Below are 19,403 nucleotides of genomic sequence, written 5' to 3'. Positions count from 1 at the left end.
CCGGGCAACAAGGTTTAGCGGCGGTTGCCCATAATGCGCAGCAGCATCAGGAACAGGTTGATGAAATCAAGGTACAGTGTCAGCGCGCCGAGGATCGCATATTTGCGCAGGTTGCTGCTGTCACGAGTATCAATTTGCTCACCAATTCTTTTCAGTTTCTGCGTGTCATACGCTGTCAGGCCGACAAACACCACCACGCCGATATAGGTCACGGCCCACATCAGCGGCGTGCTCTTCAGCCAGATATTCACCAGCGAAGCCAGCACAATCCCAATCAGCGCCATAAACAGCATTTTGCCCATGCCGGTTAAATCGCGTTTAGTGGTGTAACCGTAGAGGCTCATTGCGCCAAACATCCCCGCCGTGACGATAAACGTACTGGCGATGGAGCTGTAGGTATACGCGAGGAAGATACTGGAAAGCGTCAGCCCGGTTAGCGCGGAATACAGCATGAACAGCGTGGTCGCCACGCCAGCGCTCAGTCGCTGTACCATACCGGAAAGCACGAACACCAGCCCCAGTTGGACGATGATCAAACCAAAGAAAGTGATTTTACTGGAGAAGACAAACATCATCACCGCCGGGGTATTCGCGGCAAACCACGCCACAAACGCCGTCAGCAGCAATCCGCAGGTCATCCAGCCATATACCTGCGCCATATAGGTCTGCAGGCCAGAGCGTGCCTGCACGATTGAATCGGGACGCGAGTATCGGTCCATGATGAATACCTCTGAAAAGATGTGTGTTTACTAAGCGTACCACATGCCTCTGGAGTAGAGGTCCGAAAAACGTGTTTTACCAGCGCTTTGCGGCTTCCTGATCGCTGTCGCGGGATTCCACCCAGCGTTCGCCTTCCGGCGTGGCTTCACGTTTCCAGAACGGGGCGCGCGTTTTCAGGTAATCCATAATGAATTCCCCGGCGGCAAAAGCGCTGCCGCGGTGCACGCTGGTCACGCCGACAAATACAATTTCCTCGCCCGGCCACATTTCGCCGATGCGATGAATCACTGAAACGCGGCCCAGTTTCCAGCGGTTGCGCGCTTCGTCGACAATTTCCGCCAGCGCCTTTTCCGTCATGCCTGGATAGTGTTCCAGCGTCAGCGCTTTCACGCTGTCGCCCAGATTGTGGTTGCGTACTTTGCCGGTAAAGGTGACGACCGCGCCGTCTTCATCACGCTCCGCCAGCCAGCTATATTCGGTACCGAGGTTAAAGCGCTCACTCGTCACACGGATCAGCGTTTCGCTCATCTTCAGCCTCCTGTCACCGGGGGGAAGAAAGCCACTTCATCACCATCGACAATCGGGTGCGAGCTTTCCACCAGCGTCTGGTTCACTGCCGACAGCAGCTTGCCTTCTTCCAGTGCTAACGCCCAACGATCGCCTTTTGCGGCCAGTTGTTCACGTAATTGCTCTACCGTCTCGGCGTTGCAGTCGAGTTGCAGCGCATCGGTTCCCACCAGTTCACGCACCTGCGCGAAGAAAAGCACCTTAATCATGCGTCCGCCTTAAAATCACCAGACTTGCCGCCGCTTTTCGTCAGCAGACGAACCGGGCCAATCACCATGTCTTTTTGCACGGCTTTGCACATGTCGTAGATGGTCAGCGCGGCCACGGAAGCGGCTGTCAGGGCTTCCATTTCAACACCCGTTTTGCCTGTCAGGCGGCATAACGTTTCAATGCGCACCTGATTTTGTTCCGGCTGGGCTTGCAGGTTCACTTCCACTTTACTGAGCATCAGAGGATGGCAAAGCGGGATAAGCTCCCAGGTGCGTTTGGCGGCCTGAATACCGGCAATACGCGCTGTGGCGAAAACATCGCCTTTGTGGTGACTGCCGTCGATGATCATCGCCAGCGTTTCCGATTTCATGGTGACGAACGCTTCGGCGCGCGCTTCGCGTACCGTTTCTGCTTTGGCGGAAACATCCACCATATGGGCTTCACCGGCGGCGTTAATATGCGTCAGTTGCGACATGGTTTATTTCTTCAAATGAGGATGGAAATTACACGGACGGGTGCGCGCATCAAGCTGCGGCGCAATGATATTTTCCCACGCGGTACGGCAGGCTTTGGTCGACCCCGGCATAGCGAAAATCAGCGTTTTATTGGCAACGCCCGCGACGGCACGAGATTGCAGGGTCGAGGTGCCAATCTCTTCAAACGACAGCATGCGGAACACTTCGCCGAAGCCTTCCACTTCGCGGTCAAACAGCGGCAGCAACGCTTCTGGCACCTGATCGCCCTCGGTCAACCCGGTGCCACCGTTAATCAGGACAACCTGCACGTCATCGCTGGCAATCCACGCAGAGACCTGGGCGCGAATCGCGTAGCGGTTCTCTTTGACGATAGCCTTGTCGGCAATATGGTGGCCCGCTTCCTGCGCCGAATCACGCAGATAATGGCCGGACGTGTCTTCGTCTTCGCCACGGCGGCTGGAGACGGTAAGAATAGCGATGCGGGTCGGGATAAATTCAGCACTCACCTGACTCATAACAAACCTCCTTATTCTTCTGGTGGCCCGGCTCAGCCGCCGATATATGAAAGATTCTGAGTAATGCCGGTATCACCCTGATGCAGGAAATGGGTCTGCTTTTTCTGCGCCAGAGCGGTTGAGATACGGGTTTCGAGATCGGACTGCTGCGCATCTTCGGCCAGCAGATCGCGAAGATCAACGCCGCCGTCGCCGAACAGGCACAAATGCAGTTTTCCCGTGGAGGAGACGCGCAGCCGGTTGCAGCTGGCGCAGAAATCTTTCTCGTACGGCATGATGAGCCCGATTTCCCCTGCATAATCAGGGTGGCAGAAGACCTGCGCCGGGCCGTCACTGCGCTGGCGAATCTGGTGGATCCAGCCGCGTTTAAGCAGCTCGCCGCGCAGCACCATGCCGGAGATGTGATGTTTGTGGAACAGATCGCTGCCCTCGCCGGTTTCCATCAGTTCGATGAAACGCAACTGAATTGGGCGCGGTTTGATCCAGGCCAGGAAGGTATCGAGCTGGTGATGGTTCACATCACGCATCAGCACGGTGTTGACCTTCACTTTTTCGAACCCGGCAGCAAAGGCCGCATCGATACCCTCCATCACCTGCTGGAATTTATCCTGCCCGGTGATGGCATGAAACTGGCGTGCATCAAGGCTGTCGACGCTGACATTCACATGCGTTAACCCGGCCTCGCGCCAGTTTTGTGCATCACGCGCAAGACGATAACCGTTGGTGGTGACCGCAATCTGGCGAATCTCTTTGTTTTCACGCACGGCAGCAATGATGTCGGTGAAATCGCGACGTAACGAAGGTTCGCCGCCCGTCAGGCGCACTTTTTCCGTGCCCATGGCGGAAAATGCACGGGTGACGCGGCGGATTTCATCTACGGAGAGAAAGCCGTTATTGCTGACGCCGCCAGGCTTGTAGCCATCGGGCAGGCAATAGGTGCAACGGAAGTTGCACACATCGGTAATCGACAGACGCAAATAATAGAACTTGCGCGCGAAAGCATCGGTGAGTTGTGGAGCCATGTACACCTTTCCAGATACGGGAGGCACAGTCATTTCTTTCTGTACCCTGGTGACTGTCGTCACGGCCAGAGCGCCATATCCTCAGACTTAGGCACAAAGGCTAGAGTGTAGCTTCCGACTTTCGAAAGCGGGTTAAGCCGATAGTAGCGTGGAAATGCCAGTTTCGCCATTCCATACATTCGCTATATAATCTTATACATAGCGACCTGATCGTGCAGTTTCGCTACAGAATACGCAAAAATCACGCTTTTGCATTGATATGTGTCATTTTGCCCTAACCCTGGCATCGTCTTTTAGGGGTAGTTACGCTAAGGTGACAGGGTTCGTTTTTCTTAAGGAATTTTATGCGCAATCGTACTTTTGCGGATCTCGACAGGGTTGTGGCGCTGGGCGGCGGGCACGGTCTGGGGCGAGTGATGTCTTCGCTCTCCTCTTTAGGTTCTCGCCTGACAGGTATCGTCACCACCACCGATAACGGCGGGTCAACCGGTCGTATCCGCCGCGCCGAAGGCGGCATTGCCTGGGGCGACATGCGCAACTGCCTGAATCAATTGATCACCGAACCGAGCGTGGCCTCCGCCATGTTTGAGTACCGTTTTGGTGGCAATGGCGAACTTTCCGGGCATAACCTCGGTAATCTGATGTTAAAGGCGCTGGATCACCTGAGCGTTCGGCCACTGGAAGCGATCAACCTGATCAGAAACCTGTTGAAAGTTGAAGCTTCGCTGATCCCGATGTCCGAAGTCCCGGTTGACCTGATGGCTATCGACGATGAAGGCCATGAAATCTACGGTGAAGTGAATATCGATCAGCTGAAGCTGCCACCGAAAGAACTGATGCTTTCTCCGTCCGTGCCTGCCACGCGTGAAGCCGTGCACGCGATTGCAAAGGCCGATTTAATCCTGATTGGCCCGGGCAGTTTCTACACCAGCCTGATGCCGATTCTGCTGCTGGAAGATATGGCGCAGGCGCTACGACGCACACCCGCGCCGATGGTCTATATCGGCAATCTGGGCAAAGAGCTAAGCCCAGCCGCAGCCAGTTTGTCGCTGAAAGCAAAACTCGAACTGATGGAGCATTACGTCGGCAAACCGGTGATTGATGCCGTGGTCGTTGGGCCAAAAGCGGATGTGTCTGAGATGGCAGGACGAGTCGTGATCCAGACTCAGCTCGAAGCCAGTGATATTCGCTATCGCCACGACAGACACCTGCTGCGCGATGCGCTGGAACAGGCCATTCAGGCGTTGGGTTAACGCCTTTTCTGCGTGCCGGTTGAGCACTGGCACGCTTATCACTCCGCCTTAATGTAAATGGTTTTATTTTCCCCGAAAGAAATCACCGTCCCCTCATTGGAATACGTAAATGTCTTTGCTTCTAAAAAATCAGGCGTAGTGAACACTGCGCCACAGGACATCAATTCATCCCCCCCAATACCTATGCAGAGAGAGCCTGCAGACACTGCTGAAATCACACCACTCTTGGCGTCCTCAAAAACAAGCGTTTCCATCGGTGAAAGAGTCAATTTTTCTGCCGCAAGAAGGTACGGATCGGGATAAGGTTTGCCTCTTTTAACATCATCTCTCTCCACTATTACCGAGAAAAATGATTGAGCATTGAGGGCCTCAATCACACGATCTATTTTATATCTCCATCCGCTAGTGACGATCCCCAAAGGAATGCCGGCCTCCCTTAACTTTTTAACGAAGTCCGCAACACCAGGGATGGGCACACAATCCGCAGTATTCTCAGTGTGGATAATATGTGTCTGTACTTTTTGCTGATCTATTGTTGGCAGGTGCCCAAACAAGGCCTGTATCGTATGAGGACCCGGTTGCCCGTGGATATGATTATGTATGTCATCCTCTGAGATTTTTATCCCATACATTTCTCCAGCTTCTGTCCAGGCTCTTTCGATCACGCTTCGAGAATCAACCAATACCCCGTCCATATCAAACAGCACTGCTTTAATTTTTCTGTCATCCACGTTCATTTATCCTGTCCTTTTACTTTAACTTTGATTTCTCAGTTGCAATGACTCATTGCTCATTACGCCCCTAACCAGTCACAAAAACAGTCTTAAACCCCATATTTACCAAAGATAAATAAAATGTATAATCAAGAAAATCGTAGGTTTGATAACATAATGGAATGAATAGCATGGACGTAAAACTGCTTAGAGCCTTCATCGCCTTAGCTGAAAGTGAAAGCTACCATTCTGCTGCTGAAGCCCTTTGTGTGACACAACCTGCTTTAACAAAATACATACAAACATTAGAAAAACAAATAGGAGAAAAGCTATTTATACGCGGCCGCCATGGTTCATATCTCACCATTGCGGGTGAGCAACTCTACCCTAAAAGCAAAGAGTTTTTAAAAACGCACAATGAATTCAATGCCTATCTTAATACAATCAAAAACGAAAAGTCGCAAAAACTGTCTATTGCATTTGGAATTTCCAGTTATAAAATAGTGCCTGAACTAGTCAAAGCATTTAACGAAAAAAACAAGCATATCGAAATCACGTTAAAAGACACGCCTTCAAATATACAATACCAACAGTTAATTGAAGGGGGTATTGATATAGGATTCTTACGTTTACCTGTTGATGAAAAACTTAGCACTGCAATAGTCATAAATGAAAATTTTGTGCTCGCCGTTCACAAAGATATTAATAATGCAATCAGCATAAAAGAGATAATTCAGGATAACAACCTGATCATGATAAATGAAAATGCCTCTCCCTGCCTCTACGGGTTAACCAAAAACTTTATTGCGAACGTTGGATTAGAACCCGCCGTGTATACTGAAACGGATGATATCCATACCCTTCTCGCTTTAGTCGCAGCCCAAAACGGTGTTGCATTACTGCCCTCTGCCGCTCGTCATTTTTTGCCTCCGAACGTCACCTTGATCCCTTGCCCTCTCATCAATGACAGCTGGCCCATTGGAATCGCGTGGAATCCTAAAATAAAAAACCCTCTCCGGGATTCCTTCTTAGAACTGATTGCGACTATTGACGAGAATGTACTCATCAATTCGGACACAAAGTCCTGAGGTAAAGGTGCCGTTGATTAAAGAGATCGGCATCCGAGCAAGTCCCCCGCCTGTGGCTGCACATGCTGAACTGCTGCATTTTAAGCCAAACCTTAATTTCTTAAGGTTGTCTTAAAGCTGGATTGTCATCATACCGTCATCTTTTTCTGCCGGATGCTTTGTGATGTCACGATTTTCCCTTCGTCGCCCGACTCTTGGGCACGTTAGCTATCTGATTCTGTGCGCGTTTTATATGTCGCTGTTTTTGAATGTCGCATTCTATAAACAAGCGTTCGCGCTGCTGCCTGTCGATGGCCTGCATAACGCGCTGGTGTTCGCCACCATGCCGATTGTGCTGATTTGTGCCCTTAACATCATTCTGACGCTGTCCTCATTCCTGTGGCTCGACCGCCTGTTGGTCAGCCTGTTTATTCTGCTGGGTGCCTCGGCTCAGTACTTCATCATGACGTTTGGCGTGGTGATTGACCGCTCGATGATCACCAATATTATCGACACCACACCAGCAGAAAGCTTTGCCCTGATGTCGACCAAAATGGTGCTGACCATTGCGCTTTCTGGCGTATTGGCGGTGCTTATTGCACTGTGGATCAAGGTGAAAAAACCGGCCCGCGCCTGGAAAAGCATCGCACTGCGTCTGGCGAGTATTGGCGGTTCTGCACTGCTGATCGTGATTATTGCCTTGCTGTTTTATAAAGATTACGCGTCGCTGTTCCGTAATAACAAAGAGCTGGTGAAGTCACTCAACCCGTCTAACAGCGTCGTGGCCATCAACTCCTGGTATTCACACAACCGCCTGGCACACCTGCCGCTGGTGCATATCGGTGAAGACGCAACCCAAAAACCTGAGATGAAAAACGGCCCTCGCCGTAACCTGACGATTCTGGTATTGGGCGAAACATCGCGCGCAGAAAACTTCTCGCTGGGCGGCTATGAACGCGACACTAACCCACGTCTGGCAAAAGACGATGTGGTGTATTTCCCGAAAACCACCTCTTGTGGCACCGCGACAGCCGTTTCCGTGCCGTGCATGTTCTCCAACATGCCACGCGACCACTACAACGCGGAACTGGCGCAGCATCAGGAAGGCCTGCTGGACGTGATCCAGCGAGCCGGCATCAACGTGCTGTGGAATGAAAACGACGGTGGCTGTAAAGGTGCTTGCGACAGGGTTCCGCATCAGGATATGACTCGTCTGGATTTGCCGGGCCAGTGCATCGACGGCGAATGCTATGACGACGTGCTGTTCCACGGCCTGGAAGACTACATCAACAACCTGAAAGGCGATGGCGTAATTGTCTTACACACCATCGGCAGCCACGGTCCAACCTATTACAACCGCTATCCAAAAGACCTGCGGACGTTCAGCCCAACCTGTGACAGCAATGAAATTCAGAACTGCACCCGCGAAGAGCTGGTGAATACCTACGACAACACCATTGTGAACGTGGATTATATCGTCGATAAGGCCATCAAATTGCTGGAGTCAAAGCAGAACACCTTTACCACCAGCCTGGTTTATCTGTCCGATCACGGTGAGTCACTCGGTGAAAATGGCGTTTATCTGCACGGTCTGCCGTGGTCTATCGCTCCGGATACGCAGAAGCATGTGCCGATGCTCATCTGGCTGTCACCGGATTACCAGCAGCGTTATGGCGTGAATTATGAGTGTCTGAAAAATCACGCAAAAGCAAACGACTATTCCCAGGATAACTTATTCTCTACCATGTTAGGTTTAGCGGGTGTGAATACCAGGGAATACCAGGCGAACGACGATATTCTGGCGTCGTGCAGAGGAGCGAAATAAATGAAAGTGCTGGTCGTTGAAGACGATGCGTTATTACTGCAAGGATTGATCCTCGCGATGCAAAGCGAAGGGTACGTCTGCGATGGCGTGACCACCGCCCATGAAGCGGCGCTGTGCCTGGCCAACGGTCATTACAGCCTGATCGTGTTAGATCTCGGGCTGCCTGATGAAGATGGCCTCAGTTTCCTCGCACGTATTCGTCGGGAAAAAATCAGCCTGCCGGTATTAATCCTTACCGCCCGTGATACCGTCAGCGACCGTATCACCGGGCTGGATACCGGTGCCGATGACTATCTGGTTAAGCCGTTTGCGCTGGAAGAACTCAACGCCCGTGTGCGCGCCTTGCTGCGTCGTCACAATAATCAGGGCGACAATGAAATCAGTGTCGGCAATCTGCACGTCAATGTGACCCGTCGCCTGGTTTCACTGGGCGAGACACCGCTTGAATTAACGCCGAAAGAGTATGCCCTGCTCTCTCGCCTGATGGCGAAAGCGGGCAGTCCGGTGCACCGCGAAATCCTCTACAACGATATTTACAGCTGGGATAACGAGCCTTCGACGAATACGTTAGAGGTGCATATCCACAACCTGCGCGACAAAATTGGCAAATCCCGCATCCGCACGGTGCGAGGTTTTGGCTATATGCTGGTGAAAGACGACGGTGAGGCGTAAATGAATCTGCCGTTCTTTGAGGGTGTGAAATGGACAATGCGTCGTCAGCTCCTGCTGACGATTGCCAGCATCCTGCTGGTTTGTCAGGTCATCAGCGTGTTCTGGCTGTGGCATGAAAGCCAGGAGCAGATCCAGCTCTTAGTGCAGAGCGCCGTTGACGGCCACAACAACCATAAACACATTGAACATGAAGTCCGTGAAGCTGTTGCCAGCCTGCTGATCCCCAGCATGCTGATCATCGGGCTGGCGCTGTGGATTTGTTTGCAGGCCGTGAAGCGCATTACTCGCCCACTGCTGGATCTTCAGCAAGAACTGAACTCCCGCACCCCAGACAACCTGAAGCCAATTGAACTGCCGCATTCTGTCAGCGAAGTCGATGCGGTGACTGCGGCGATTAATCAGCTGGTAGGCCGTCTGAATCAGACTCTGGATCGCGAAAGAATGTTTACCGCCGATGTCGCCCATGAGCTTCGCACTCCGCTTGCCGGGCTGCGACTGCATCTTGAACTGATGGCTAAGATGCACACCGCGAATGTCGATCCGCTGTTGCAACGCCTGGATCAGATGACCGAAAGCATCTCTCAGTTATTGCAACTGGCCCGTGTCGGCCAGTCGTTCTCTGCGGGCAGCTACCAGCAGGTGCCGCTCATTGAAGAGGTGATCCTGCCGATTCAGGGCGAACTGGAAACCATGCTCGAACAACGTGGGCAAACCCTGAAGCTGCCAGAGGATGAACCCGAAGTCACTGTTTCCGGCGATGCCACGCTACTGCGAGTGCTGTTACGCAATCTGGTTGAAAACGCCCATCGCTACAGCCCTGAAAACTCCACGATTACCGTGACAGTCGATAAAGGGATGATGGCGGTTGAAGATGAAGGCCCAGGCATTGATGAAGCGAAAAGTGGCGAGTTGAGTAAAGCATTTGTGCGGATGGACAGCCGGTACGGCGGGATCGGACTTGGACTCAGCATTGTTACCCGCATCGCACAGTTGCACGATGCGCAGTTCTTTCTGCATAACCGTAAGTCGGTGTCTGGCGTGAAAGCGTGGGTGAAATTTTCCCGCCGTGGGCGTTAATCAGTAGGTCAAAATCCACTGATGGAAAAAGCCGATGACGATAAGAAAGGAAGCCAGGACGGCGAGTGTTGTTAACAAATTCTGTTTTTGCATGGCGCTACCCTCATTAAAGTGAAAGTAGTATCACCTGGTTACATTAACGGAACATTAAGACCCCGGCCGCAACTGTGACCGGGGTCTTAATGTTTGATTCATTGCCCGGCGGCGCTACGCTTGCCAGGCCTACAAACCCCGGATAAACGTAGGCCGGTATAAGGCGAAGCCGCCATCCGGCATGGCTCTACGAAGCGGCAATAAACAGGTCTCGCAGTTGGTGTAAACGGTCTCGCACCTCTGCCGCCTCTTCGAATTCGAGATTCTGCGCATGCTTCATCATCTGCGTTTCCAGCTCGCTGATTTTCTGCTGCAGCGCTTTCGGGGTCAGCGCCAGTTCGGCCGCTTCAACATCGCCAGCAGAACGCCCTTTGCCCCGGCCTTTGCCTTTCGCCTTCACGATATTCTCGCCAAACGACAGAATATCGACCACTTTCTTGTTCAGGCCCTGCGGCACAATGCCGTTTTCTTCGTTGTAACGTTCCTGCTTCTCGCGGCGGCGTTCAGTTTCACCCATCGCCTTCGCCATCGACGGCGTGATTTTATCGGCATAGAGAATCGCTTTACCGTTCACGTTACGCGCCGCGCGGCCCATGGTCTGAATCAGAGAACGTTCAGAACGCAGGAAGCCCTCTTTGTCTGCATCCAGAATCGCCACCAGCGACACTTCTGGCATGTCGAGGCCTTCCCTCAACAAGTTAATGCCGACCAGCACGTCGAACTCACCGAGGCGTAAATCACGGATGATTTCCATACGTTCAACGGTATCGATGTCCGAGTGCAGATACCGCACGCGCTCGCCGTGTTCTTCCAGATATTCGGTTAAATCCTCGGCCATGCGTTTGGTCAGCGTGGTGACCAGCACACGTTCGTTGATAGCCACACGCAAACGGATTTCAGACAGCAGGTCATCAACCTGCGTGGCGACAGGACGCACTTCGATAATCGGGTCCAGCAGACCGGTTGGACGCACGACCTGATCGACAACATCACCACCTGATTTCTCAAGCTCGTAGTTGCCCGGTGTGGCCGACACGTAAATGGTCTGCGGTGCCAGGCCTTCAAATTCTTCAAACTTCAGCGGACGGTTATCCAGCGCCGACGGCAGACGGAAGCCATATTCCACCAGCGTCTCTTTACGCGCCCTGTCGCCACGGTACATCCCGCCAATTTGCGGCACGGTGACGTGGGATTCATCAATCACCAGCAGGCCGTCTGCCGGAAGGTAGTCAAACAGCGTCGGTGGTGGCTCGCCCGGCCCGCGCCCGGAGAGGAAGCGTGAGTAGTTTTCAATGCCCGAGCAATAGCCCAGCTCATTCATCATTTCGAGGTCAAACTGCGTGCGTTGCGACAGGCGCTGTTCTTCAAGCAGCTTGTTGTTTTCCAGCAGCACTTTGCGGCGGTCGACCAGCTCTTCTTTGATCTCTTCCATCGCCTGCAAAATACGTTCACGCGGGGTGACGTAGTGCGTTTTCGGGTACACCGTAAAGCGCTGAATGGTCGATTCCAGCTGCCCTGTCAGCGGGTCGAACAGCGACAGACGCTCAACTTCTTCATCAAACAATTCCACGCGTAGCGCGATGTCGTCAGATTCTGCAGGGAAAATGTCTATCACTTCACCGCGTACGCGGAAAGTACCACGCTGGAACGCCTGATCGTTGCGGGTGTATTGCAGCTCCGCCAGACGGCGCAAAATGGAGCGCTGATCGATAATCATGCCGACCGTCAGGTGCAGCATCATTTTCAGGTACAGGTCAGGGTCACCCAGACCATAGATGGCCGACACAGAAGCCACCACGATAACGTCGCGGCGTTCAAGCATCGCTTTGGTGGCAGATAAACGCATCTGCTCGATGTGTTCGTTCACCGAAGCATCTTTCTCGATAAAGGTATCGGAACTTGGGACGTACGCTTCAGGCTGGTAGTAATCGTAGTAGGAGACGAAAAATTCCACCGCGTTTTCAGGGAAGAACTCTTTCATCTCGCCATAAAGTTGTGCCGCCAGGGTTTTGTTGGGCGCGAGGATCATGGTGGGACGCTGAAGATCCGCAATCACGTTAGCGATAGTAAACGTTTTCCCTGACCCTGTTACGCCCAGCAGCGTTTGATGCGCCAGACCATCTTCCAGCCCTTCTTTAAGGCGACGAATGGCTTCAGGCTGATCCCCAGAGGGACGAAAAGCAGAATGCAGTTTTAACGTTTTACTCATGGGCAACAACCTGATGAAGGGGAAACGGGCAGACGCTTAATTCTACTCCCCGCACCAAAATTTGCCAATCAAAAACACTGGATAAAAAAACAGTAACGCATTATCGTATCTGTGTTACCGCTTCCACAAGTAAGCAACTGTGGCGGAAATTTACCCTGTGACGAGATAAAACACCTGTCCGGGTGGGTTATCCCCAGAACTTTTCCGTTTTTAACAATTGTCAATATAGGTAATGAATCTTTTGTGGCGGCGGGTGACACTTTTCTTACAGGCATTGCTTTTATACAACCAGTTGATTAAAAAAGAAAATATCCAAAAGCCGCGTTTCGCATCAATTTGGCGGGAAGCCGCGTATTCTCTCGCTCACCGTTAGTTTTCTAACTCTAATACACAAGGTTATCCACAGAAATAGTGGATAAGTGTCTGCAGCCCAACGCCTCTACCCCTCGCGCTCCACGCCTCAGGTCAGACAAGCGGACAGGGAAAAAATATTTATCGTTCTTTTTTGCGTTTAATCAGCAAAGCATCTGCCATTTTGCACTGAGAGATTGCTCACAAATCCAGCATTTCCGCTGCACCACTACGCTTCACCCCAGGCACTGGCAAAGTGCACCCGTTGCGCCTTGAGCCCTGACATTGTGCGGTTTTTTGCGGCTCTGTCTGAAAAACAATCACCGGGCGGGACGTTTCACTGTTCTGGCAAGGGAATTGCACCATTCAGTCGCCACCAATGGCACACCACGAAGGAGAGGCTCATGTTGAGTTTACGTGCAGTGAATCACTATTACGGTAGTCAGCATACGCTCTGGAACGTTGACCTCGACCTCGAACCCGGGCGCTGCACCTGCCTGATGGGGCTGCCAGGGATGGGAAAAACGACCCTCATCAACTGTATCGCGGGCTATCAGGACATCGAAAGCGGCAGCATCTTCTGGCATGAGGCCAGCGGTCCACCTTGTGATTTGCTGACGCTGTCGCCCCCGCTAAGAGCCGCAATGGGCATTGGCTACGTCCCACAGGACAAACGCATTTTTTCGCAAATGACTGTCGAGGAAAATCTGCGTATTGCACAGAGAGCAGGCAGCGACGATGGGTTTACGCCCCAAGGGCGTGATATCTATGAGCTGATGCCGGAACTCTACCCGTTACGGCAAGTGAAAGGGTCCGCGCTGAGTGAAGACACGCAATATCAGCTGGCACTGGCTGGCGCACTGGTCACACAGCCGAAACTGCTGATCCTCGACGAACCGACGCGAGGCATGGGGCAAGGGTTCATGCATAAATTGGGGGATTTTATTGTGCGCCTGAATCGCGAACTCGGATTGACGGTGTTGCTCGCCGAGCAACACCTGTCGTTTATTAGCCGGGTCGCTGACCGCTTCTGCCTGCTGCACCGTGGGCGTAACGTGGCGCAGGGCAATGTTCAGCAGTTGGATACCCGGCTACTGGAACAGTTTATGACCCAGAATGAAGTGCTGTGAGCGTGAGATACTGCCCTGGCTCAGCGGCCTCCGGGCCCTGTTCCAGCCAGGGGATTTCCCCCAGACACGGCGCTGGCAGCATTCGCGTTAACGTCGCCAGATATTCCTGATGCCGTTTTCCAGGTGGAACAACGTCGTTGGCTATCCAGCCCGCTAAGGTCAGCCCCGCCTGCTGAATGGCCTGCGCCGTGAGCACCGCGTGATTGATGCAGCCGAGTTTTACCCCCACCACCAGAATCACTGGCAATTGTTCAGCCTTAACCCAATCAGCAAAGGTGGTGGACGATGAAAGCGGCGTATACCAGCCTCCAGCGCCTTCAACCAGCACCCAATCGGCTTTGGCTTCGAGCGCTTGTAACCCCTGCGACAGCACCTGCATGTCGATCGGACGCTGTTCATCTTCGCTCACAATGTGCGGCGAAGTGGGTTCCGCGAAGGTGTACGGGTTGACCTCTTCGTAGCTTAAGACGACGGCGCTATTGTGCTGCAACGCCAGCGCATCGCTGTTGCGCAGCCCTTGCGCTGTCATGTCGCTGCCCGAGGCTACAGGCTTAAAGCCCGCAGTCTGATAGCCAAGACGGGTTGCCGCCTGCAATAAGGCGCAGCTGGCGACCGTCTTGCCCACTTCGGTATCGGTGCCGGTGACAAAGAAACGTTCAGTCACGGTAAATCACTCCTGTAAAAATGTGGTAGCTCAGCACGCAGCGCCCCTGCTGTTTCGGCCAGGCCAACTGAAGCTGTTGCAGATGGCTGCGCGTCAGGGTTTGCGCCGCTCTGCCCGCATGGAGATGCGTCGCCCCAATCCCTTTCAGGGAGCGCATGGCGCTCAACGCATCGTCAAACGTCAGGCTGAACGTCTGAGTCTGGTGCACAAAGCGGTACGGTTTTAACGCCGAGAGAATGTGCTCTGGCGATAAAAAGCGATTGGCGTGTGGCTGGCCGTCCACGCTCTGCCAGGCCTGCTTCAGCTCAGGCAGTGAGTCCGCCAGCAGAGTGCTGAATGCCACCACGCCGCCGGGACGTGCCGTGCGAGTGAGCTCTTGTAGCGCCACGCCCAGCGATTCACACCACTGCACGGCCAGGTTGCTCCAGACCAAATCATACTGACCGTCGGCTAACGGCATGGATTCGATATCAGCCTGAACATAGTGACGCGCGGCATTCTGACGTAGTGCTTCCGCCAGCATCTGCGGCGAGAGATCCAGCGCGGTGACTTCACTCCCGGCTTCCGTCCACAGGCGGCTGACGCTTCCCGGCCCACAGCCTGCATCTAACACACGCTCAAATGGCTGCGAGGGGAGCTGGGCCCTCAACGCCGCCGCGCACTGACGCTGTAGCGCATCATGCTGCTGATAGTGACCGGCAGCCCGGCCAAAAGCGGCGGCCACAGCGGATTTATTGACCGGTGGCATTGAGCACCTCCAATAGCTTGTCGATATCTTCCGGTTGATGCGCTGCCGTCAGCGTCACCCGCAAACGTGCGGTGCCTGCGGGCACGGTTGGGGGGCGAATCGCTGTTAGCCAGAGTGCCTGTTCGCGCAAGTGGTGCGCTAACCGCAGCGCTCGCTCGTTGTCGCCGACAATCAGCGGCTGAATGGCGCTTTGTGAAGTGGTCAGCGTCATCCCCAGTTGCTCTGCCCCGTGGCGAAAACGGGCGATGTGATTGCGCAGTGTTTCTCGCCGCCTATCGCCTTCTTCACTTCGAATGACTGCCAGAGCCTGGCTTAGCGCCACAGCCTGCGCGGGAGGCATGCTGGTGCTGTAAATCAAATGGCGAGCAAATTGCAGCAGATAATCGGCTGTGGCTTCACTGCACAACACTGCCGCGCCGCTCAGGCCAAAAGCTTTGCCAAAAGTGACCACCAGAAGATCGGGCTTAACCTGCTGCTGCGAGCAGCTTCCTCGCCCCTCTTCGCCGCAAACGCCGATACCATGCGCATCATCCACCATCAGCCAGCCATCAGCCGCACGGGTGGCTGCGGCAATCTCTGTCAGCGGCGCACTGTCGCCATCCATGCTGAAAATGCCTTCCGTCACCGTGAGCTGAAGACCTGAAGTCGGTTTTGCCAGCAGTTGGGCAAGCTGCTCGCTGTCGTTGTGCGCAAACCGTCGAAGCTGGGCCGGGCTGAGAGACGCCGCTTCCAGCAAGGAGGCATGACTCAGGCGATCGGCCACAATCCTGTCATCTTTGCCCATCAGCGCGGCAATCAGCGCCTGATTGGCGGCAAATCCAGAGATGAACAGCAAGGCGCGAGGATAACCCAGCCACTCCGCCAACTGCTGTTCGAGCTGCTGATGCGCGTCGCTGTAACCCGTCACATGCCCGGAACCCCCGCTACCTGTGCCGTAAAGCGCCGCGCCGTTCTGCCAGGCGGCGACAATCTGCGGATGGTGACTCAGCCCCAGATAGTCGTTACTGGAAAAATTCAGCCAGCGCTCCTCGCCCTGCTGTAACCAGCGGCCAGCACCTTGCGTAACGGGTTGACGCTGGCGAAAGGTTTGCGCTGAGCGTCGTTCTGCCAGCGCTGTGTCTATGCGTTGCTGCCAGCTCATACCGTCGCCGCGTTGTAGTAATCGTCTGTGTCCGGTGTTAACAACGCCTGCTCCAGCTTCTGCTGTTGTTCGATATCACCTGAAAGCACTTCAGTCTGCTGCGGATTGATCCCCAGTTTGCGGAACAACAGCAGGTCTTTATCTTCTTCCGGGTTCGGCGTGGTCAACAGCTTGCAGCCATAGAAAATCGAGTTTGCGCCCGCCATAAAACACATCGCCTGAGTTTGCTCGTTCATCTTCTCGCGGCCAGCGGAGAGACGAACATGCGAAGTTGGCATCATGATGCGTGCCACCGCGATGGTGCGGATAAACTCAAACGCATCCACGTCTTCGTTGTTCTCCATCGGCGTGCCTTTGACCTTCACCAGCATGTTGATGGGCACGCTTTCTGGCGGCGTTGGCAGGTTTGCCAGTTGCAGCAACAAACCGGCGCGATCGTTCACCGTTTCCCCCAGGCCTACGATGCCACCAGAGCAGACTTTGATCCCCGCATCACGCACTTTGCCCAGCGTATCCAGACGTTCCTGATAGGTGCGAGTGGTGATGATGTTGCCGTAAAACTCCGGCGAGGTATCCAGGTTATGGTTGTAATAATCCAGCCCCGCTGCGCCCAGACGTTGCGCCTGTGAATCGGACAGCGTGCCCAGCGTCATGCAGGCTTCCAGGCCCATTTCTTTCACGCCTTTGACCATCTGCTCAAGGTACGGCATGTCGCGTTCATGCGGGTTTTTCCACGCCGCGCCCATGCAAAAACGGGTCGACCCGGCGTTTTTCGCTTTACGCGCAGAGTCGAGCACCTGATCAACTTCCATCAGACGTTCGGCTTCCAGCCCGGTTTTGTAACGAGCACTTTGCGGGCAATATTTGCAGTCTTCCGGGCAAGCACCTGTTTTAATCGACAGCAGCGTGCTGACCTGCACCTGGCGAGGATCGAAGTGCTGACGATGCACCTGCTGTGCTTCAAACAGCAGTTCCAGCAAGGGTTTATTAAAAAGTTCAGTGACCTGCGACAGTGTCCAGCGTGGGTGGTGAGCCATTGGCGTCTCCAAAAGGGGTTCAGTTGTTTCTTGGTTCAGTGTAGGATCGTAAACCTAAAACTTTTCAAAATGGTTTACAAGTCGATTATGACCCAGGACGATCTCGCTTTCGATCAGCGCCATATCTGGCACCCCTACACCTCAATGATCTCCCCGCTCCCGGTTTACCCCGTGGTGTCTGCGCACGGCTGCGAGTTGCAGCTCGCCTCCGGGGAGCAACTTGTGGATGGCATGTCGTCATGGTGGGCGGCGATCCACGGCTACAACCATCCTCGCCTCAATGCTGCCATGACGCAGCAGGTTGAGCAGATGTCGCATGTGATGTTTGGCGGGATAACCCACCCTGCCGCCATCGCGCTGTGCCGCAAGCTGGTAACAATGACGCCGGACTCGCTCGAATGCGTATTCCTGGCCGATTCAGGATCGGTCGCGGTGGAAGTGGCGATGAAAATGGCCCTGCAATACTGGCAGGCGAAAGGCGAATCTCGCAGCCGCTTCCTGACGTTCCGCAACGGTTATCATGGCGATACGTTTGGCGCGATGTCGGTCTGCGATCCTGACAATTCGATGCACAGCCTGTGGAAAGGTTATCTGCCGGAAAACCTGTTCGCGCCAGCACCGCAAAGCCGCTTCGACGGTGAGTGGGATGAACGCGATATGGTGGCTTTTGCGCGCCTGATGGCGGCTCATCGCAACGAAATCGCTGCCGTTATCATCGAGCCCATCGTTCAGGGCGCGGGCGGGATGCGCATGTACCACCCGGAATGGTTGCGTCGTCTGCGCAAGATGTGCGACCGCGAAGGGATCCTGCTGATTGCCGATGAAATCGCCACCGGATTTGGCCGGACAGGCAAACTGTTTGCCTGTGAACATGCCGGGATTGCGCCAGATATTCTCTGTCTGGGCAAAGCCCTGACCGGCGGCACCATGACGCTTTCCGCCACCCTGACCACCCGCGAAGTGGCAGAAACCATCAGCAACGGGGAAGCCGGTTGCTTTATGCACGGCCCAACTTTCATGGGCAACCCGCTAGCCTGCGCCGTGGCAGCAGAAAGCCTCGCGCTGTTGGAAGAAGGCCACTGGCAGCAGCAAGTGGCGAATATCGAGGCACAGCTCAAACGTGAACTGTCAGAGGCCATCGACTCGCCTTTGGTGGCGGATGTGCGCATTCTCGGCGCTATCGGCGTGGTGGAAACCAAAGAGCCCGTCAACATGGCAAAGCTGCAAAAATTCTTTGTCGAACAAGGAGTCTGGGTTCGTCCTTTCGGCAAACTGATTTACCTGATGCCGCCGTTTATCATTACGCCTGAACAGCTAACTCAGTTGACGAAAGCGGTAAAAGCCGCGCTAAGCGACAACACACTTTTCAGCCGCTGAGCTACACTGAGTCGTTAATTCAGAGGCGAGGAAAAGCGATGAAACTTGTCAGTCATGATTTTAAAGACGGCGATAAGCTCCCGCACCGTCAGGTGTTCAACGGCATGGGCTACGACGGTGACAACCTGTCGCCACACCTGGCGTGGGACGATGTGCCTTCCGGCACGAAAAGCTTTGTCGTGACCTGCTATGACCCGGACGCGCCAACCGGTTCCGGCTGGTGGCACTGGGTTGTGGCGAACCTGCCTGCCGACACGAGAGTGTTACCGCAAGGTGCAGGTTCAGGCATCGCCGACCTGCCAGATGGCGCGATTCAAACCCGTACCGATTTTGGCAAAGCAGGCTACGGCGGAGCAGCTCCACCGAAAGGCGAAACGCACCGCTACATCTTTACGGTGCATGCGCTGGACGTGGCCAAAATTGAAGTAGACGAAGGGGCAAGCGGTGCCATGGTCGGCTTTAACGTGCATTTCCACAGCCTGGCGAGTGCGTCTGTGACGGCGATGTTTAGCTGAGAGCGTGTCGGGTGGCGCTGC

General features: G+C 54.1%; 20 protein-coding genes and 1 riboswitch. Of the genes, 8 read left to right on the top strand and 12 right to left on the bottom strand.

What is annotated here, in order from left to right; translation table 11 throughout:
* Nucleotides 1–14: 14 nt before the first annotated feature.
* From ACI2I2_RS14715 to moaA, 6 genes are all read right to left on the bottom strand, one after another.
* Nucleotides 15–719 carry a Bax inhibitor-1 family protein gene (locus tag ACI2I2_RS14715; protein ID WP_404658564.1) on the bottom strand — a complete coding sequence of 235 codons (705 nt, stop codon included), beginning with the start codon at nucleotides 717–719 and terminating at the stop codon, nucleotides 15–17.
* Between the two features lie 76 nt (nucleotides 720–795).
* Entirely contained in the window at nucleotides 796–1,248 is a 453-nt protein-coding gene (moaE, locus tag ACI2I2_RS14710) for a molybdopterin synthase catalytic subunit MoaE (protein ID WP_404658563.1), read from the bottom strand.
* Nucleotides 1,249–1,250: 2 nt separating this feature from the next.
* Nucleotides 1,251–1,496: a molybdopterin synthase sulfur carrier subunit gene (moaD, locus tag ACI2I2_RS14705; protein ID WP_404658562.1), complete on the bottom strand. Its 246-nt coding sequence runs from the start codon at nucleotides 1,494–1,496 to the stop codon at nucleotides 1,251–1,253.
* Nucleotides 1,493–1,972: a cyclic pyranopterin monophosphate synthase MoaC gene (gene moaC / locus ACI2I2_RS14700; protein ID WP_404658561.1), complete on the bottom strand. Its 480-nt coding sequence runs from the start codon at nucleotides 1,970–1,972 to the stop codon at nucleotides 1,493–1,495. Before moaC ends, moaD begins: the two co-directional genes overlap by 4 nt.
* A 3-nt stretch (nucleotides 1,973–1,975) precedes the next feature.
* Entirely contained in the window at nucleotides 1,976–2,488 is a 513-nt protein-coding gene (gene moaB, locus ACI2I2_RS14695) for a molybdenum cofactor biosynthesis protein B (RefSeq protein WP_330983410.1), read from the bottom strand.
* Between the two features lie 32 nt (nucleotides 2,489–2,520).
* Nucleotides 2,521–3,510, bottom strand: coding sequence for a GTP 3',8-cyclase MoaA (gene moaA, locus ACI2I2_RS14690; RefSeq protein ID WP_404658560.1), 990 nt, complete (start codon nucleotides 3,508–3,510; stop codon nucleotides 2,521–2,523).
* Nucleotides 3,498–3,630: riboswitch (molybdenum cofactor riboswitch) on the bottom strand. (Overlaps the previous gene by 13 nt.)
* Nucleotides 3,631–3,854: 224 nt before the next feature.
* Here moaA and yvcK point away from each other — a divergent pair.
* A complete protein-coding gene (yvcK, locus tag ACI2I2_RS14685) occupies nucleotides 3,855–4,763 on the top strand; it encodes a uridine diphosphate-N-acetylglucosamine-binding protein YvcK (protein WP_404658559.1) in 909 nt (302 codons plus the stop codon).
* 38 nt (nucleotides 4,764–4,801) lie between these two features.
* On the opposite strand, the gene ACI2I2_RS14680 is transcribed toward yvcK, so the two are convergent.
* Nucleotides 4,802–5,500: an HAD family hydrolase gene (locus tag ACI2I2_RS14680; protein WP_404658558.1), complete on the bottom strand. Its 699-nt coding sequence runs from the start codon at nucleotides 5,498–5,500 to the stop codon at nucleotides 4,802–4,804.
* Between the two features lie 167 nt (nucleotides 5,501–5,667).
* Here ACI2I2_RS14680 and ACI2I2_RS14675 point away from each other — a divergent pair, with 167 nt between their 5' ends.
* The 4 genes from ACI2I2_RS14675 (at nucleotide 5,668) to pmrB (ending at nucleotide 10,117) form a co-directional block, all read left to right on the top strand.
* Nucleotides 5,668–6,564, top strand: a complete 897-nt coding sequence (locus ACI2I2_RS14675; RefSeq protein ID WP_404658557.1) for a LysR family transcriptional regulator — start codon at nucleotides 5,668–5,670, stop codon at nucleotides 6,562–6,564.
* Nucleotides 6,565–6,727: 163 nt separating this feature from the next.
* Nucleotides 6,728–8,368 (top strand): phosphoethanolamine transferase EptA, encoded by a 1,641-nt coding sequence (eptA, locus tag ACI2I2_RS14670; protein WP_404658556.1) that lies wholly within the window; start codon nucleotides 6,728–6,730, stop codon nucleotides 8,366–8,368.
* On the top strand, nucleotides 8,369–9,040 hold the full coding sequence (gene pmrA / locus ACI2I2_RS14665; protein ID WP_330983404.1) for a two-component system response regulator PmrA: 672 nt from the start codon (nucleotides 8,369–8,371) through the stop codon (nucleotides 9,038–9,040).
* Nucleotides 9,041–10,117, top strand: coding sequence for a two-component system sensor histidine kinase PmrB (gene pmrB, locus ACI2I2_RS14660; RefSeq protein ID WP_404658555.1), 1,077 nt, complete (start codon nucleotides 9,041–9,043; stop codon nucleotides 10,115–10,117).
* A 280-nt stretch (nucleotides 10,118–10,397) separates the two neighbouring features.
* Here pmrB and uvrB read toward each other — a convergent pair whose 3' ends face one another.
* Nucleotides 10,398–12,419 (bottom strand): excinuclease ABC subunit UvrB, encoded by a 2,022-nt coding sequence (gene uvrB, locus ACI2I2_RS14655; RefSeq protein ID WP_404658554.1) that lies wholly within the window; start codon nucleotides 12,417–12,419, stop codon nucleotides 10,398–10,400.
* Nucleotides 12,420–13,174: 755 nt separating this feature from the next.
* On the opposite strand from uvrB, the gene ACI2I2_RS14650 reads away from it, so the two are divergent.
* Nucleotides 13,175–13,900, top strand: coding sequence for an ABC transporter ATP-binding protein (locus tag ACI2I2_RS14650; RefSeq protein ID WP_404658553.1), 726 nt, complete (start codon nucleotides 13,175–13,177; stop codon nucleotides 13,898–13,900).
* Here ACI2I2_RS14650 and bioD read toward each other — a convergent pair.
* Genes bioD through bioB form a run of 4 tightly spaced genes read right to left on the bottom strand, consistent with a single transcriptional unit; the run spans nucleotide 13,875 to nucleotide 17,490 of the window.
* Nucleotides 13,875–14,564, bottom strand: coding sequence for a dethiobiotin synthase (gene bioD / locus ACI2I2_RS14645; RefSeq protein WP_404658552.1), 690 nt, complete (start codon nucleotides 14,562–14,564; stop codon nucleotides 13,875–13,877). The genes ACI2I2_RS14650 and bioD overlap by 26 nt on opposite strands.
* A complete protein-coding gene (gene bioC / locus ACI2I2_RS14640; protein WP_404658551.1) occupies nucleotides 14,557–15,312 on the bottom strand; it encodes a malonyl-ACP O-methyltransferase BioC in 756 nt (251 codons plus the stop codon). Before bioC ends, bioD begins: the two co-directional genes overlap by 8 nt.
* Nucleotides 15,296–16,453: an 8-amino-7-oxononanoate synthase gene (bioF, locus tag ACI2I2_RS14635; RefSeq protein ID WP_404658550.1), complete on the bottom strand. Its 1,158-nt coding sequence runs from the start codon at nucleotides 16,451–16,453 to the stop codon at nucleotides 15,296–15,298. Before bioF ends, bioC begins: the two co-directional genes overlap by 17 nt.
* A complete protein-coding gene (bioB, locus tag ACI2I2_RS14630) occupies nucleotides 16,450–17,490 on the bottom strand; it encodes a biotin synthase BioB (protein WP_330983397.1) in 1,041 nt (346 codons plus the stop codon). Before bioB ends, bioF begins: the two co-directional genes overlap by 4 nt.
* A gap of 87 nt (nucleotides 17,491–17,577) precedes the next feature.
* Between bioB and bioA the strand changes: the two genes are divergently transcribed.
* On the top strand, nucleotides 17,578–18,867 hold the full coding sequence (gene bioA / locus ACI2I2_RS14625) for an adenosylmethionine--8-amino-7-oxononanoate transaminase (RefSeq protein WP_404658549.1): 1,290 nt from the start codon (nucleotides 17,578–17,580) through the stop codon (nucleotides 18,865–18,867).
* A 38-nt stretch (nucleotides 18,868–18,905) separates the two neighbouring features.
* The gene (locus ACI2I2_RS14620) at nucleotides 18,906–19,382 is read left to right on the top strand and encodes a kinase inhibitor (RefSeq protein ID WP_404658548.1); all 477 of its coding nucleotides are present in this window, start codon (nucleotides 18,906–18,908) and stop codon (nucleotides 19,380–19,382) included.
* The last annotated feature ends 21 nt before the right edge of the window (nucleotides 19,383–19,403 follow it).

This window comes from Scandinavium sp. NPDC088450 (assembly GCF_044900545.1).
Lineage (GTDB): Bacteria > Pseudomonadota > Gammaproteobacteria > Enterobacterales > Enterobacteriaceae > Scandinavium.
This window is presented reverse-complemented; position numbering and strand designations above follow the sequence as displayed.